The sequence below is a fragment of the Pseudomonas japonica genome, from assembly GCF_900188455.1.
Classification (GTDB): Bacteria; Pseudomonadota; Gammaproteobacteria; order Pseudomonadales; family Pseudomonadaceae; genus Aquipseudomonas; species Aquipseudomonas japonica.
This window is the reverse complement of the sequence record NZ_FZOL01000001.1, coordinates 313,196-330,455: the sequence shown is the minus strand read 5'-3', so window position 1 is coordinate 330,455 and position 17,260 is coordinate 313,196. Positions and strand designations below refer to the sequence as shown.

The 17,260-nt window shown below is 59.0% G+C and carries 10 protein-coding genes; 2 read left to right on the top strand and 8 right to left on the bottom strand.

Annotated features, from left to right (window positions below):
- Nucleotides 1-21: 21 nt before the first annotated feature.
- Nucleotides 22-1,212: an iron-containing alcohol dehydrogenase gene (locus CHB99_RS01420; RefSeq protein WP_042122592.1), complete on the top strand. Its 1,191-nt coding sequence runs from the start codon at nt 22-24 to the stop codon at nt 1,210-1,212.
- Between the two features lie 70 nt (nt 1,213-1,282).
- On the opposite strand, the gene CHB99_RS01415 is transcribed toward CHB99_RS01420, so the two are convergent.
- The 7 genes from CHB99_RS01415 to CHB99_RS01385 all read right to left on the bottom strand — a co-directional run bounded on the left by CHB99_RS01415 (nt 1,283) and on the right by CHB99_RS01385 (nt 11,930).
- A complete protein-coding gene (locus CHB99_RS01415) occupies nt 1,283-2,368 on the bottom strand; it encodes an AraC family transcriptional regulator (protein WP_042122590.1) in 1,086 nt (361 codons plus the stop codon).
- Nucleotides 2,369-2,579: 211 nt separating this feature from the next.
- Nucleotides 2,580-3,131, bottom strand: a complete 552-nt coding sequence (locus tag CHB99_RS01410) for a DUF2889 domain-containing protein (protein ID WP_042122589.1) — start codon at nt 3,129-3,131, stop codon at nt 2,580-2,582.
- Between the two features lie 36 nt (nt 3,132-3,167).
- Nucleotides 3,168-5,618: an efflux RND transporter permease subunit gene (locus CHB99_RS01405; RefSeq protein WP_042122588.1), complete on the bottom strand. Its 2,451-nt coding sequence runs from the start codon at nt 5,616-5,618 to the stop codon at nt 3,168-3,170.
- Nucleotides 5,619-5,651: 33 nt separating this feature from the next.
- Nucleotides 5,652-6,728: a WD40/YVTN/BNR-like repeat-containing protein gene (locus CHB99_RS01400; protein ID WP_042122587.1), complete on the bottom strand. Its 1,077-nt coding sequence runs from the start codon at nt 6,726-6,728 to the stop codon at nt 5,652-5,654.
- Nucleotides 6,729-6,798: 70 nt separating this feature from the next.
- Nucleotides 6,799-8,160, bottom strand: a complete 1,362-nt coding sequence (locus CHB99_RS01395) for a DUF1329 domain-containing protein (RefSeq protein ID WP_042122586.1) — start codon at nt 8,158-8,160, stop codon at nt 6,799-6,801.
- A gap of 31 nt (nt 8,161-8,191) precedes the next feature.
- Complete coding sequence (locus CHB99_RS01390) at nt 8,192-10,021, bottom strand: DUF1302 domain-containing protein (RefSeq protein WP_042122585.1); 1,830 nt, start codon at nt 10,019-10,021, stop codon at nt 8,192-8,194.
- Between the two features lie 337 nt (nt 10,022-10,358).
- Nucleotides 10,359-11,930: a class I adenylate-forming enzyme family protein gene (locus CHB99_RS01385; RefSeq protein ID WP_042122584.1), complete on the bottom strand. Its 1,572-nt coding sequence runs from the start codon at nt 11,928-11,930 to the stop codon at nt 10,359-10,361.
- 244 nt (nt 11,931-12,174) lie between these two features.
- Between CHB99_RS01385 and CHB99_RS01380 the strand changes: the two genes are divergently transcribed.
- Entirely contained in the window at nt 12,175-14,853 is a 2,679-nt protein-coding gene (locus CHB99_RS01380; protein ID WP_042122583.1) for a helix-turn-helix transcriptional regulator, read from the top strand.
- A gap of 198 nt (nt 14,854-15,051) precedes the next feature.
- On the opposite strand, the gene CHB99_RS01375 is transcribed toward CHB99_RS01380, so the two are convergent.
- Nucleotides 15,052-17,163 carry a 3-hydroxyacyl-CoA dehydrogenase NAD-binding domain-containing protein gene (locus tag CHB99_RS01375; RefSeq protein ID WP_042122582.1) on the bottom strand — a complete coding sequence of 704 codons (2,112 nt, stop codon included), beginning with the start codon at nt 17,161-17,163 and terminating at the stop codon, nt 15,052-15,054.
- Nucleotides 17,164-17,260 lie beyond the last annotated feature (97 nt).

Genomic DNA, 17,260 nt, shown 5'->3' with positions numbered 1-17,260 from the left:
ACTCGATGATTGAGGAACAGCATGTCTACTGGATATTTTGAGTTCTGGGCACGTACGCGAGTCCATTGTGCCGTCGGTGCCACGGTACGCCTTCCCGCCCTGCTGGTGTCTCTGGGCGCCAAGCGCGTGCTCCTGCTGAGCGATAAAGGGCTTGAGAAAATCGGCCTGGTTGAACAGGTTGCCTACGTCTTGCGCGATGCTGCGGCAGGCAACCAGCTGCAACTGGCCGGAATCTTCACCGACATACTGCCCGACGCCGGCAGCAACAGCGTCAATGCTGCCACCCGCTACGCCCGCGAAATAGGTGCCGACGCCATCGTTGCTCTCGGCGGTGGCAGTGCCATGGATGTAGCGAAAGCCGTGAAATTCGCGCTCGCCCATGATCTGGTTGATATCTGTGATGTGCTGGCTGCCGGCATGCGCATGGAGGTCACCGGCCAGCCCATGGGAATCGCCCACATCAGCATTCCGACTACCGCCGGCACCGGTTCGGAAATGACCAACGGTGCGGTCGTTTTCAACGACAATACCGGCGTCAAGGCGGTGCTGCAGGCCCCTTATCTGGAGTCCGATATTGCGCTGCTCGATGCGCAGCTAACCCTTGGCTTGCCAACGGCCATTACCGCCGATACCGGTATGGATGCCCTGACACATGCCGTTGAAGCACTGGTCAATGCGACAAGTAACCCTTTCACCGATGGCCTTGCCCTCAGTGCGGTCGACCGCATTCTCGGTGCCCTGCCAATCGCCGTGCAGGACGGGCACAATCTGCAGGCACGCCAAGACATGCTGCAGGCCGCGAGCATGGCCTGCCTGGCGCTCGCCAACGCGCTTTCGGCCGCTCCGGTGCACAACTGCTCGCACGCCCTGGGGGCGCTGTACCACATTCCCCATGGCCGGGCCAACGGCGTTCTATTGCCAGTGGTGATGGAGGAGCTGATTGAGTTCTACCTGCCCTATGCCAGCCAACTGGCCAAGGCATTCTCAATCCCTGACGGGGAGCCTGAGGCCACCGTGCGCAAAGTGATCTCCCGCATCAGGCACCTTCAACAGCAAATCGGGATGCCTGCGGATTTCGCCCAGTTCAGAATTCCGACCAGCGATATGGAACGCATCGTCAAAGCGGTCGCCAGTGATCCATTGGCCCTGCTCTACCCGATCCCACCGCAGAAAATCGCGGCAATTGCCAGCCGGCTGATCGGGACCTACTGACCCTGCTTGCTGACGTTTGGCCAGGGCCGGAACACAGTGGGCTCTGGCTAAACCATTCAGCCTCAGGTCGCTAGGAGAAGCCCTGAGGAAAACCATGCACAGTGCCAGCGTCCCCTCTGGACTGCTGGCGGAAATCCGTCGGTGATAGACCGGTCCATCGCTTGAAAGCCCGAGTAAAGTTGCTGGTATCGCTGAAGCCAAGGAGGAATGTGATTTCCGTCACCGGGCGCGCGAATTGACGCAGATAAGTGCACGCGAGCGCCTTGCGAGTGTCATCCAGCAACTGCTGGAAATGTGTCCCGCGTTGCGACAACTTAAACTGCAGCGTGGTTGGGCTCATGAAAAGCGACTTCGCCACCTTGTTCCTGGTGCAATCACCATCGGGCAGATACTCCAGGATTTTCTGGGTTACGCCGGCGATTACATCGTTCCTGTCCAGTCGAGCAAGACTGCTGATGATGATGTTGTCATTAACCTGCGCGAGTTCAGGGCAGGATCCAACAAGACTCTGCATCAGATCAGCCTTGTTAAAGACCAGCAGACTGGTTGAATGCGCAAAGCTTACCGGCGCGCGCATTAAAACCTCATAGGGTTCAGCGCCCCCGGGTGGCATCAGCCGGTGAAACTCAACCCGCAATGGATTGAAGTCAGATTTGTACAGCAGCCGCATGGTCAGTATCAGAAATCCGAAGAAAGCATCCTCGGTCTCGCCACTAAGCTCGACCAGATGTTCAAAACGCACGAAGACAGTGCCGCTGACCTCGGTAAGGACGACGTTGACGACTTGCGAAACAAGCCGTGAATAGCGTTCCAGTCGCCAACAGAAATCCATTAGCGTACTGCTGGCTGCCAGCGCGTATCCCAGTGCATGGAGGTGGGTAAAATGTACGAACCTGGCAACGTCCAAACCGAAATAGGGGTTATTGGTTGCATCCACGCAGGCCCGATACAATTGGCTAATCGTGGCTTCCGGTAGACGGAACAAGGGATCGTTAGCCACATTGCCAGGTATTCCAACTGCTTCAAAAATACGCCTGCTATCAACCCCATTGGTTTCCAGTGCCTTGGCGATTGCCAAGGTATAGCTGCCCATGGTGGTGAGTCGTTGCGCAACGTCATTCAATGGCGCTAGTGCATCTTTTTTCGATCCTGACATGGGTTTACCTGTATGAAATGCACGTTGAAGACTCACCCTTGGGGAACATTCAACCGATGCATACTCGCCATAGGCATTTGAACAACCGCCGCAGACCTCCGGCATTTTCAAGCCCAAGGCCCTGAGTCAAGGGGCAGCCCCCGGCGGCTAGCCGCGACTCGAAACGTTCGCGACCGTACACAGGGTGGGTCGCTGCCAAGCTGGAGGTGAACTATTTCTTGATAGCCGAAGCAATTGGTCCTGTTGAGCGAAGGGCGTAGCAGGTATCGATCATGCCGCTGAGAGCGCGGCTGTGGGCCTCGGTGTCATGCTCGTTACGTGGCGCAACCAGGGCTCGGGCTATTGGGATGGTCTGAAAAGCCGTCGTGGCGATAGGCAGCAACAGTTCCGTCAGATGAACACAGCCACCTATACCTCCAAAGAGCTCCTTGATTCGCCGTGAAAAGCCCGGACCGACCCGCTCACCAAGCAATTTTTGGTAAGCGGGAGCGACACTGCGACATTCGCTGGTAGGCACCTCGGACATCGATACTTGCACGTCTCGTACAATGAAATCATCGTCCAGGGTTAGCCGTATCCACATGCTGTGGAACGCCTGCCCTGCTGTCAGGAGCCGGCCTTCGGAAAGTTGCACGGAATGGGTCTTGCTATCGTTCAGCCTGCCTTCAATATCCCAAAGACCATCTGCGCGCAGATAACCAACACACTCAATATTGCGCTTGTGAATTGGCTGGCGTTGCCGATCATCATAATCACTGGTCATTTCTAGAGCTCCAAACAGCAGGCATGCACTGCTAACTTATCCCCGAATTGCATAATCCGCCTTGCGCAACAGGAAATGCGAAAGAGCAGGAATCAATACCAGTGCACCGACCATGTTCCAAATGAACATGAACGTCAGGAGAATGCCCATGTCGGCCTGGAACTTGATTGGCGACCAGGCCCAGGTGATGACGCCCGCTGCCAGGGTGACGCCAACCAGGGCCACCACCTTGCCGGTGAACGCCACAGCCCCCCTGTAGGCTTCAGCCAGCGACAGGCCTGCACGTTGATGAGCCAATTGCACGCTAAGTAGATACAGCGCGTAGTCCACTCCGATACCAACACCCAGCGCAATCACTGGCAACGTCGCCACCTTTACGCCGATGCCGAGCAGGACCATCAATGCCTCGCACAGGATAGAGGTCAACATCAACGGCAGCACCGCCACCACGACCGCACGCCAACTGCGGAAGGTGATGAAGCAGAGCACGATCACCGCCCCATACACGTAAAGCAGCATGGTGCGATTGGCTTCCCGAACGACGATGTTTGTCGCAGCCTCGATCCCGGCGCTTCCGGCGGCGAGCATGAACTGACGCTCGCCGTTGCTGTGCTCACGGGCGAAGTCTTCGGCAACTCTCACCACGTGGTCCAGTGTCTCGGCCTTGTGATCCGAGAGATAGGCCACCACCGGCATCATCGAGCAGTCGTTGTTGAACAGCTCCGGACTGTTTACCGAAGCCTGCTGTGCTCCGTAGTTCAACACGTTCTGGTTACGCGCGATGGTCAGCCATTTCGGGCTGCCCTCATAGGAGCCGGCGGTGATCTGCCGCACGGCATTCACGAGCGACACAGTGGTCTGCACGCCAGGCTGTTGTTGCAGCAGCCAACCGAGGCGGTCCGCCTCCACCAGCGTCTCGTACTTCAGGCAACCTTCGCTGGGCGTTTTAACCATGACTGCAAACTGATCGCTGGAGAGCGAGTAGTTAGCGGTGATGTAGGCATTGTCGCGGTTATAGCGCGAGTCCGGGCGAAGCTCCGGCGCACCGGGGTCGAGATCGCCGATTTTCAGTTGCAGGCTGACCACCAGACCCAGGATGGCCAACACGCCTGACACTACAACGGTTCCAGTCGCCCAACGCCGCTCGGTGAAGCGGTCGAGAACGCTCCAGAGCAGCCCAATGCCGCGACCACGAATCTCTGCGCTTTCCGCGCGCAGGCTGCGCGCCGCAGCGTGGCGACTGACGCCGCAATAGGAGAGCAACACCGGCAGCAGAACCAGGTTGGTGAAAATCAGCACTGCCACGCCGATGCTGGCGGTAATGGCCAGATCCTGGATGACCGGAATATCAATCAGCATGAGTACGGCGAAGCCGACGACATCCGCCAGCAACGCCGTGAGACCCGCGAGAAACAGGCGGCGAAAGGTGTAACGTGCAGCTACCAACTGATGGGTGCCACGCCCGACATCCTGCAGGATGCCGTTCATCTTCTGCGCACCATGGGACACGCCGATCGCAAAGACCAGGAAAGGCACGAGAATCGAGAAGGGATCGAGACTGTAGCCCAACAGTGCCACCACGCCGAGCTGCCAGACGACCGCTACCACTGAACAGAGGATCACCAGAGCCGTACTGCGTACACAGCGAGTGAAGCAATAGATTACGGCAGTGGCGATCAAGGCGGCGGCGCCGAAATACATCATCACCTGCACCAGGCCATCGAGCAGATCGCCAATCAGCTTGGCAAAGCCGATTACGCGAATCCTGATCGGGCCCTTGCCCTCCTCGCCCGAGCCATGCGCCTTGGCGTCGCCCTGATACTCGTGCTTGTTGCGCAGCTTCTCTTCGAGCAGGCGCGAGAAGTCGTGATAGTCGATGGTCTGGCCGGTGACGGGGTCCTTCTCCAACAGCGGCACGAAAATCATGCTCGACTTGAAGTTGTTGCCCACCAGGCTGCCGACAATACCGGAACGGGAAATGTTCTGACGCAACTGCTCGACGCTACCAACCGAGCCGTCGTAGGCGTTCGGCATCACTGGACCGCCACGAAACCCTTCCTCCGTGACTTCGGTCCAGCGGACGGCAGGGGTCCACAGCGACTTCATCCAGGCACGATCGATGCCCGGAGTGAGGAACAGCTCATCATTGACTTCCTTCAGTACCTGCAGATAGTGAGGGTCGAAGATATCGCCCTCGCTGTTCTCCACCACCACCCGCACCGAACTGCCAAGGCCACGCAGTGCCTGGCGGTTCTCCAAGTAGTTCTTGATGAAGGGGTGGCTCTGCGGAATCATCTTTTCAAAACTGGCACTGAGACTCAGCCGAGTGGCTGCGTAGTAGCCCAGCACCAGGGTGGCGAGCAGGCAGACAATCACCACCAGCAAACGGTTGTTGAAGATCAGCCGCTCCAGCAGCTTACCGGAACGCACATCGAAGCCCTTCAGCTCCCGGATCACCGGCATGGTGTCGAGTTCGTAGTTACCCATGGCTATGTGGCTCTCTGATAGTCGGAAGTGGGCTTACTCAAGGGGCAACTGTCGAAGGCCCCGAGGCCCTGCGACCACCAACGCACCGGAGTCGGACGCCAGCGCGGCGGCAACTGGCGTCAGGACTTTGTTCGGCAACGGCTGGAAGCTCTTGCCGTCATCGGCGCTTACCAGCGCATCACCAGCCTGACTAAACAGGAAGATTCGCCCATCCGCGGCGACCGTACTGGCGGTTATGCTCTGCTGCAGACCGAACTCAACTTTGCTCCAACTGACACCGCCATCGACACTGCGATACACATTGCCCCGCAGGCCGAAAACCAGGATCGCCCCAGGCTTGCCAGTGACGCCAAAGTAAGTGCCGCCATATGGCGTTGACACTTGAACGAACCGACCGGCCACCGGATCAAGCTTCAGCAAGAGCCCTTGCTCACCCGCGACGAATAGATCCTCTCCAACCCGGCGTATCGCGTACAAATTCAGTGCATTCGGGTTGTCCACGCGATCCCCCCAAGGGATCCAGCTACGACCGCCATCGTCGGTTCGAAAAATCAGGTTGAAAGCGCCGACTATGTAACCGGTGCGCTCATTCTCGAACCACAGGTCAAGAAATGGCTTGTCGGCACCCTCCTCCTTCATTCGCACGGCATCATTCACCAATGCCACCAGTACCTGGTCTTCGGGGTGCGCTGCAGCGAACGGCTGATAGCGTTCGAGCATGCGCTGCCCGACCTGACGACCGTCGAACTGACGGGTCCAGGTTTCACCTGCATCGCTGCTGTACAAGACGACGCCGTCATGCCCCACGGCCCAACCCTGGCTGGGGTTCGGAAAATGCACGGACGTCAAGTCCGAACTGACCGGCACTCTGGCTTGGCGCCAGTGCAGGCCAGCATCGTCAGAAAATAGAATGTGGCCGCGCTGCCCCACTGCGACCAGGCGACTTCCGGCCTCAGCCAGACCTGTAAACAGGGCATGGGCAGCCTTCTCACTCTGGATCGCCGGGCTGTCCAGTACATCTGCAAAATCTGCCGCGGTAGTGGGTCCGGAGAGCGCTTGCGCCAGTGCCATAACCAATGCAGCGAGAACTATCCTCTGGAACTTATTCATTGTTTTTCTCGAAAAACTCGCCACCGGGGGCAGACCCACCGGTGACGAAAATCACAATGCAAGAGTTGGCTCAACGGATACCGGTACCGGCCAGCGAATCCGGTGCCCATTGGGCCTTCGACAGCGGCTCGATGTACTTGACGCCGCCGTAGGGACCGTAGAAACCGTTAATGTTGTAGTTGCCTGAAACGAAGTCGTAGATCATATGGTTGTCCGAGTTCGGCGCCTGTACGTCATAGCTGTAAGCCATGTGAGCGAAGGAGCCTCGGTAAAGTTGACCATTGTCGTCATACTCGTCGGAGGCCAGGGCAATCCAGCTGTCCTCGTCAATGTAGAAGGTGCGGTTCTTGTAGATATGACGTTGACCCGGTTTCCGCGTTGCCTCTACAACCCAGACTCGATGCAGTTCCCAGCGAACCAGATCAGGGTTGAGGTGGTTCGGCGTAGTGATGTCAGCCGCAGTTTTGTGGTAGTTCAGCTTGTAGGTGTTGTATGGAACAAACATCTCTTTCTTGCCGACAAGCTTGAAGTCGTACCGATCCATCGCCCCGTTGAACACCCAGGCATCATCGTAGGTGGCGCTGCCACCGGTACCCGGGTTCGGAGTGTCGTAGGCGATATCAGGGGCCAGCTTCACACGACGCTGCCCCGGCAGGTACTGCCAGCCACGCCGCGGTTGCTTCAATGGATTGACGGCGTCCTGCACCAGAATTGCTTCACCTGCACGGCGAGCTGGGCCCAGGTAATAGAGTTTGGTCTTGAAGTAGAGGTCATCCTCTTTCGCAGACTGGGTAAGGCCTGGAGCGTACAACGGATACTCGAGGTAGCCGTTGACCGTAGTAGCCAGGGTTGCATTGCCCGCCGAGTCGACGTTCCAGGCGTCGAACTTCAAGTTGAGGGCGTATCCCTGGTAACGCAACAGGTGGTTCCACATGGCTTCATTGCCATCGTTGGGGATCGGGAAAGGGACCCCCGGCAGAGCATTTTCCAGCGCGAGCCCACCCTCGAGCGATTTGGTCCCCACGGCGTTCTTCGCCGTGTTATCCAGGAACCATTGCGGCAGGGCCACCGTGCGATGGGTCGGGTAGACATCTAACCGGAAGGATGGAAAACGCTTGAGCAGTTCTCGGGTCGCGGCCGTGAGCTTGTCGGCGTGCTGGGCGGCATTCGCGCCGCTGATCACCAGGCGCGGCTTCTCTCCATCGAAGGGATCCGGGCGAAAGGAACTCCCCTGCTGATAGCCGGCAGGCGGAGTAGTCAGCCCCCCCTGATACTCCGGGATGGAACCATCGGCATTGCCTGCCTTTTCCGCGCCAACAGGCGTCAACGTGGCGCTGAGCTTCGCAGCCTGATCCGGGGATACCGCCCCCTGTGCAGCGCCGGCCATGGTCACAGCGAGGGCAGTAGCCAGAAGTGATTTCACAAATTTCATTGGTGTTCTCCTGCTTCAGGCAGTGATTCGATCAGAAGGTCGTCTTGAAGGTCATGGTGACCATGCCGCGATCCTTGAGCTGCGCCTGAACGCCGGCGAAGGCGGTAGGCTGACCAGGCGTGCAGTTGTACATGCCGTTGGCACCAGGCGCGACGCCATCGCCCGGGACCAACCCCGCTCCGGCCACCTCGCAGGTATCGAAAGGCCCGAAGTTGTCCACATACTTCAGGTCGAAGCGGTATTGGTTGCGAACATCCATGCCAATCCCTATCGAGTAACTGCCGGAGTCCTCGTTACCGCCCAGTTGCACGGCGGAGTTACCCTGAAGTCCAACGCTGTAACTGATGGGCAGGTAAACATCGATGCTGGGGAAGACCTGGTACCAGGTTGGGTTGAAGTTGACACCCAGGGTGTAATTGTCCTTGGTGACCTTATCGACGCCGCGATACCAACTCTCGCCCTTGAACAGTTGCTTGTTCTCTGTCACGTCCAGCCAACGGCTGTAGCCGAGTTCGACCAGCAGAGAGGCCGTATCCCAAACCGGCGTAGCACCGAAGGTGGCCAGGCCATTGAGCACCGCATGTACGGTGTTGCCGCGGGCGACACCATTCTCGCCGTCGAAGCTGGAGATGAAACCGGGCAGCCCGGCTGCCGCTGCCGCCGGACTGACGGTCGCCACTACGCTGGCCAGAGGCATGTTCTCGCGGTAGTTCAGATCGAAGCCGACACTGACCCCGGCGATGTTCTTCGACAGACTGATGCCATAGACATCGATGTCATCGACGTAGAACTGGTTATAGCTACCAGCATTGCCGGAGATCAGCTGCGGAACGCCTACTGCCGTTGGTTGAAGGACCAGGTTCGGCAAAATATCGGAGGTATTGCGATAGTAGAAGCCGAGGGTGCCATCCAACCATGCGGGACTCCACCTGGCCATCAGGCCGAAGTCGCCGCGCTTGTCCGGAGTGAAAACATGACCGTTGGATACACGCAGGAACTCGTTGGCCCCCATCGGGCCAGGTACACCGAAGAAGGGATTGCGCGCAGCGATCAGCGATAGGTTATGCCCGCCGCTTTGAACGCCGTCATTGAAGCCCAGATAGGAGCCGGACTCGGGCACCCGCGAGGCATCCCAGTCGAGGAAGTACTGTGCGCCCAGGGTTAATTCCGGGGTCAGGGTCAGGTTGGTGGACAGTTGGTTGCGCGGGATGAATAGCTCCTTTGCCTCGGTGCCCGGTACAGCCAGCGCCTTGGAGATATCCAGGCCGGATTGGCCGTAGTTGTTGCCATGGGCAAGTGACAGGAGGGACTCCCCCCAGTACTGGGTATGGCTGCCGAGCTTGGCTGCGAGTAAGGATTCCTCGCCGAACTCCACGCTGCCGAAGACGAAGGCATCGAGGATCTCCGAGGAAGGACCGTTGTAATAACGCTTGGCGTAACCGCTCCGGTGCCGGGAGTCCGGCTTGCCGTTATTGATCTGGTTGGTCGACGGATTGAAGCTGCCGACATCGTCGTAGGCATGGTCGTACCAGCTGTTGGCACTGATGCGAAAACCGGTCTTTTCCTTGAACACCACATCCAGTTCAGAGAGCACATCGACGCGCTGGGATACCGCGCTGCCTGAGGAAAAGTTGCGGTTACCATCATTGTTGTTCCACGAGTTGGCCAGTTTAGAGTTGGCACTTTCAACGCGCTGGGCGTAATTGAGCTTCAGCGTATTGTCGAAACGGATCGAAAGATCCTCATTACCCGTATCGAGTTCGAGCGCCTGAACTGGAGTGACGCCTAGTGCTGCCAGAATCGATGTAGCAAGAAGTCCGCGACAGAGATTGGGATGGTAAATCTTATTGTTTTTATTCATTTAATTTACTAACTCTTTCTGTGGTTTCACGAAAAATCATTCACCGCATTATCAGCACACCTTCTTTATCGACAGGTGCGCAGCAGTACGCGAACGACCAAGAGTCTTACTTATTTACGGATCCGCTCAGGCATATGCGATTCGCCCTGCTAACTCATGAGTTCAAGGGGCAACTTCGGCTCACGATTCAGCACCTTGCGAATGCATCTTTTATTCTCGCGACCGCACTCGTGCTCCTGGCCCGAGTGCTCGATCAAACAAAACCGGGGTTGCCAGACCACGCTGCGTTGAGAGCTCCGGCATGGGTCCGGCTTCGTTGCGGCCGCAGGGACCGTGGCTAGTTCACCCTGCGCTGCTGTCCCGACCAGTACTTGTCACGCACTGCCCGGCGCAGCACCTTGCCGATCACCGTCACTGGCAGACTCTCGACGATGCTCAGGCTCTTGGGCGCCTTGTATCCGATGCGTTCCTTGCAGAAGGCGAGGATTTTTTCAGGGGCCGCTGAATGGCCGTCCTTGAGTACGATTTCGGCATGTACCGATTCGCCCCATTCGTCGTGGGGGATGCCGATCGCCGCCGACATCAGGACCGCGGGGTGCGCATTGAGCACCGCCTCGACTTCGATGGCGTACACGTTGAATCCGCCGCTGATGATCATGTCTTTCTTGCGGTCGACGATGTGCACATAGCGGTTTTCGTCGATGAACCCCAGGTCACCCGATTTCCAGTAGCCATCCTGGAATTCGGCGGCAGTCTGCTCCGGGTTCTTGTAGTAGCCCTGAATCACCCCGGGACCGCGGATCCACAGCTCGCCGGTCTGTCCGCACGGCAGCTCGCGTCCCTCGTCATCCATCACGACGATTTCCGTTTCGGGCAGCGGGATGCCCGCCGACTTCAAGCGCGGGTTGCTTTCGCCCGGCGCGCAGAGATGGTCCGCCTTGCTCAACACGGCTACCGGCGCCAGGGCCTCGCTGCTGCCATAAGCCTGGATGAAGATGTTGCCGAACTTCTCCTGCAGCAAGGTCAGCTTGGCGGGGCTCATGGGGGCGGCCGAGTAGATCACCGCCTGCAAGCTGGAAAGATCGAACTGCTCGCACAGGTCGAACTCCAGGAAGCGGTAGAGAATGGTCGGCACCAGGTGGGAGGTGGTGATCTTCTCGTTCTGGATGTTGGCGCAGAACTGCCGGAGGTCGGCGGCATTCATCGTCACATGGCAGCCGCCCTTGAAAGCCAGCGTCATCACGTAGGCCGAAGAGCCGTGGCTCAGCGGCGTGATGCTCAAATGGCGAGTGTCCGGACCAAACATCTCATCCGGCATCGCGTAGAAGTAACGATGCAGGGCCAGCCAGTTGCGCAGGCTGTACATGCAGCACTTGCCCTTGCCCGTGGTACCGCCAGTGAAGCGATACAGCAGCGGCTCGTCCATATCGATCTCGATATGGGGCTCGGACTCCGGCAAGCCCTCCAACAGATCCCAGAAGCATTCGACGCCGTCGCGCGGCGTAGCCAGCGGGTCCATGCAGATGATGCGGATGCCGCGCTCGCTCAACATGGGCTGATAGGTGTCGAGCAGAGCATTCTCCAGGAACACCACCTTGGGCTCGACCAAGTCGATCTGCCACAAGTGCTCGTCGTAGGTATCCCGGAAGTTGCACCACGAGGCCTTCACGTCCGTCTTGGCGAGCGCAGCGAAACTCAACAGGCTCATGTTGTCGTTTTCAAGAATGGTCAGATAGATATCGCCAGCCGCCAGGTAAAGCCGCTGTTTGACCATATGCGCAATTCGATTGGTGAGCCGGTGAAGCTCCAGGTGCGTGTAGCGACGCCCTCGCTCGACATTGACCAGAGCCTCGCGCTGGGCAAAGCGCGACGCCGCGTCGAGCGACCACCTCGAGAAATCGACTTTCATATACGCCTCTTTTCACGAATTCTTGTTTTTGTTGTTCCTACTCGACGCTCAGGCGCCACGCCAGGGAGGATGCCAAAGCTCGCTTGGTCATCCCGACCTTCGCGTTTGCAGGACTTGAACTGATGGTGCTACTGCTACTGATCATGCACACCCCTCATAGTGAGTGGATTCTATGAGACTGGAGGGACGCTAGGGCATCCCCACTGTAAGATCAAAATAGAACTGATCGGAAGGAGTCTTTCACTTGTCCCTTGATAGCCTGCTCATTCCCACTAAATTCGCGCCGCCACGCATCAGCCCGCAAACAACGCCGCGAAGTAAACTGCTCTCGCGATTGAAGGAATCACAGGATTGCCGGTTGACGCTGGTGTGCGGGAGTGCGGGTTTCGGTAAGACGACCTTGCTTGCCCAGTGGCGCCAGGAACTGTTGAAGCGCGGCGAGCACGTCTGCTGGCTATCCCTGTCCCCCGAAGAGCAGCAACTACCCCAGTTCCGCACCTATCTCATGGGGGCACTCCAGCAGGCGGGGCTGCCTGTCGACACCGGGACCGCACTGCCGTCTGAAGCACGGGCAGAGCTTCCTGTAGCCAGCACCGTCGCAACCATCATCGACGCCGTGTGCCAGTACGGTAAGGACATCTTTCTATTCATTGATGACTACCACCATGCCGATGACGCGTCGACACATGCGCTTATCCAGGGTCTCCTCGATCATGGTCCAGATGAACTGCACCTGATTCTTGCCTCAAGGACACACCCGCCGCTGACGATCGGCCGCATGCGCATGACAGGCGAGTTGACGGAGATTTCTTTCCCCGAATTACCCTTCGACTTTCATGAGACCCAGGATTTTCTCGGCAAACACCTGGGTGATGTTACGCCCGATGACATGCGACTGATTCACGAGATCACGGATGGTTGGCCTATGTGCGTACAGATGATCTGCATCAGGCTCAAACGAGACCCGACGAATCGGACTGGGCTTTCCCAGATGCTGCTTCAACGCAACCACCTGCAGCGCTACCTGTCGGAAGATGTGATGCGCGACCTCCCCCAGAATGTTGCTGATTTCCTCGAGATGATCTCCATCTGCCGACGCTTCAATGCCGACCTGGCCCAATGCGTCTCCGACGACCCGCAGGCCAGGACCTTGCTGGATCAACTCGAGCGGGACAACCTGCTCCTGCTCCCTGTGGAACTGGATAGTCCATCCCCTTGGTATCGCCTGCACCCCTTGTTCGCGAACTTCCTCCAGGAAAGACTATCGGCGCGCAACCCGGAGCTGATGCGCAAGATTCACTCTCGGGCGAGCTACTGGTTCGAGCGGCACGGATCGCTGACCGAAGCCTTGCGACACGCCTACCATGCCAATGATCTTCAGGCCGCCGCACGCCTCGCCGAATGTGCAGACCTGCCAATCCGCAGCATGAGCTTTATCAGCACGCTGCAGCGCTGGATGAATCAACTCTCGGCCGACGTCCTGATGGAGCACCCCAGACTGCTGATATTTGGATGCTGGGCCCTGGTTGCAACTTGCCACTGGCGAGACGCGCAAGCCTGGCTGAACCGACTCCAGCAAGTACACTCTGAATTCGCCCTACATACGCGCTACCTTCGGGCAAGCATCGCCCTGCAGCGTGATGACACCGACGCCGCGTTGTCTCTTGTTGCGACTTCAGACTTCAATACGCTCAAGGATCGATTTCTTCGTCAAGCACACCTGGCCGTCCTCAGCCTGGCCTACTGTGCTGCCGGACGTTATGCGGATGCACGAGCACTGCATCGTAATGTTGCGCGGTTGCCGCGGGCTGAACTGCTCGATGATATGGCGCTGGTTGCAGAATCGACGCTGCTGCTCAGCTACCTCCTGGAGGGAACATACCGCAAGGCAATCCGCATCGGCAGCGCCCTCGTCGTTCGAGCCGAGCAGGCTAATGGCCGGCGCTCGGTGTCTGCGGTCAATTGCGCGGCATTCACTTCCGACGCGTACTACGAAGCAGACCGCCTCAGCGAGGCTCATGAAGTGCTGGCCAACCGCCTGGACCTGCTGCGCTTCTCATCGCCTGAGCCAATGATCCGCGCCCTGATAGTACGTAGCCGGCTCGTTGCCATGCAGACCTCCCCACAGGAGGCGCTGCACGTGTTGAGCGAGGACGAGGACCACTGCCGCGAGCAAGCCCTGGATCGACCTCTTGCCCATGTACTGGCTGAACAGGCACGTTTGCATTTGCTGCTGAATCACTTGGATGCCGCTCAGGAGTTGCAGACCGAACTCAACGAACTGGCCGATCGTCATCGTAACGCGGAAGGCTTCATGGCCGAGATCGACTCCATCGCTGCGTTGGCGGCCGCCCGTCTCGCTCTCAAACTTGGCCAGTGGGAACATGTATTGACCTGCATTCAGGGAGTGCGACGCCATGGAATCGCATTTTCCCGTCAGAAGAGCCTGGTGCTGGCCGACTTGATTTCCGGTGTCGCGCTCACCTATCTGGGACGCGCCTCAGACTCGAGGAACTGCCTGGTAGCCGGTGTCGAAGCTGCGAAGCGCCTGGGTCTCGTACGCACATTGCTGGATGAAGGCGATTCGGTTGTTCTCGCCTTGCGCAAGCTGCAACCGACGTTAGAGCCCGATGGTATAAGCGAGTACCTGGCCAAAGTCGTGCGCGTTGGCGATGCCGATTGCTCAACACTGACCACGACCAAAGACAACAAGGCCGAGGAGCACAATCTAGGACTCAAACCGCGCGAAATCGAGATTCTGTGCCTGCTTGGGCAGTCCATGTCGAACAAGCGGATTGCACTGACCCTGAACATCACACTGGAAACAGTGAAATGGAACCTGAAGGGCATCTTCGGCAAGCTCGGCGTTTCGAGTCGCTATGATGCAGTGGTGGCCGCTCGCAAACGTGGCCTAATCGATTGAGCCACTGGCGGCGACTCTGGCGCATGTGCTGCTGGGCAACGACGTCATCGGCTGTGCGACGTCGTTGCCCCGCGGGCGAAGTGCATATTGCGCTATGACCAAGCGGCCGCTTGACGACTTGCAGGGCACGCTCGCCCTCGAGCGCTCATGAATCGAGTATCCCGTCGGGAAGGGGCTGCCGGCCAAACCCGGAGCAATTCAGATTTTCTCGATGCGGGTCTTTCCTGCAGCGACCAGCCGCTCCAGTAGCGATGCCGGCTGGAACCACATCTCTCCATAGCTACCAAGCGCCTGGCGATAGTGCCGGATGCCGGCAAGCACCTTGTCCAGGCCGAGCAACTCGGCATAGTGCATTGGGCCACCGAGGTGGGCGGGGAAGCCGTAGCCGTTGATCCACACCAGGTCGATGTCACTGGAGCGCAGGGCAATGCCTTCGTCCAGCAGCTGTATGCCTTCGTTGATCAAACTGAACAGGCAGCGGTCATGAATCTGCGAGTCATCGATGGGGCGTCGGGGAACCCGCAGCTCGCCAGCCAGGCGTTCTGCCAGAGCAATCACCTCGTAATCATCCTGGCGATTTCGGCCTTCATAGCGATAGAAGCCGCGTCCGGTCTTCTGTCCGTATCGATCCAGGGCATAAAGTTCGTCCCCGAGACGACAGTAGCTTTCGTCATGGGCGATCGCGGCGCGATTCGAGTCTCGTACCAGGAAGTTCACATCGATGCCGGCCAGATCCAGCATGCTGAACACCCCCATGTTCAGATCGAGGTCGGTAAGCACCTTGTCCACCTGCGCGGGTGTCGCTCCCTCCAGAACCAAGCGATGTGCCTCGCGAGCGTAGGGCTCGAGCATGCGGTTGCCGATGAAACCGAAGCAAACGCCGGAGATCACCGGCAGTTTGCCGACACGCTTGGCGATCTGCATGGTGGTCGCCAGGACATCCGGCGCGGTGACTTTTCCGCGAACCACTTCGAGCAGGCGCATGACGTTGGCCGGACTGAAAAAGTGCAGGCCGATCACATCCTGCGGGCGGGAGGTGGTCGCCGCGATGACATCGACGTCGAGCGACGAGGTGTTGCTGGCGAGTATGGCGCCCGGTTTGCAAACCCGATCAAGGGTACGGAATACCTGCTGCTTGATCTCCATCTTTTCGAACACCGCCTCGATCACCAGATCGGCGTCAGCGAGGTCGGCGTAGTCGAGAGTACCGAACAGCATGTCCATGCGCCGTTCCAGTTGTGCGGAGGTCAGCTTGCCGCGCTTGACGCTGACCTCGTAGTTCCTTCGGATGTTTGCCAGACCTCGCTCCAATGCCTCGGCCTTGAGCTCGAGCAGGGCCACCGGAATGCCTGCGTTGGCGAAGTTCATGGCGATGCCACCGCCCATAGTGCCGGCACCAATCACCGCCACCTTGTCGATCCTGCGCAGCGGGGTGTCCTTGCCGATGCCCGGAATCCGCCCGGCTTCGCGCTCGGCGAAGAACACATGGCGCAATGCGGCCGACTGCCTGGAGGCTTCGGCCTCCTTGAACAGCACGTGCTCACGAAGCAGCCCCTCAGCCAGTGGCAGGGTGCAGGCGGCTTCCACCGCGGCCAGAACCAGGCGCGGAGCCAGACGGCCCCTCCAGCGCGCACCATTGACGGCACGGAACTCGGCGAAGAAATCAGCCCCCACGCTTTCGGCCGGATTGGCAAAACGACCGACCCGTTGTGGTTGGGCGCTCTGGGCAAGCAGTTCACGAGCGAACGCCTGGGCGTCACCGAGCAGGCTCTCGGAGCTGCCCGCCACGCGGTCGAGCAGGCCCAGCTCAAGGGCACGGCTGGCAGTGATTGGCTCGCCGGAGATCATCATGTCCAAGCCGGGCTCAACGCCGATCAGGCGCGGAAGCCGCTGGGTACCACCGGCGCCGGGCAACAGGCCGAGGTTTATCTCCGGCAGGCCGAGGCGAGCATTCGGCTCACCAACGCGATAGCCACAGGCCAGGGCCAGTTCCAGACCGCCACCGAGGGCGAGGGTGCCGATAGCGGCTATCAGCGGCTTTTGGATCTCGGTCAGGCGCACGAGCAAGCCTGGGAGGTCCGGGGCAGTGAAGGTGGCGTCGCTGCCAAACTCGGTGATATCAGCACCGGCGCTGAAAAGGCCGTGCTCGCCGTGGAGGATGATGGCCTGCACGCGGGCGTCAGCGGCAGCGCGCACACAGGCTTCGAGGAGGGCGACACGCAAGGGGTGTCCCAGGGCGTTGACGGGTAGGCGGGCCAGGCCGATCAGGGCCAGGCCGTCTTCGACGCGGTAGTGGATCAGGTCGCTCATTAGGGGTCCTTAGGACGGTGAACTGACTTTCTGAATGGGTTGTTCCGCATGTCGAAGCGCAGCCCGGTCCTCGCCCGGCACTGGCCGGCCTGGCTAC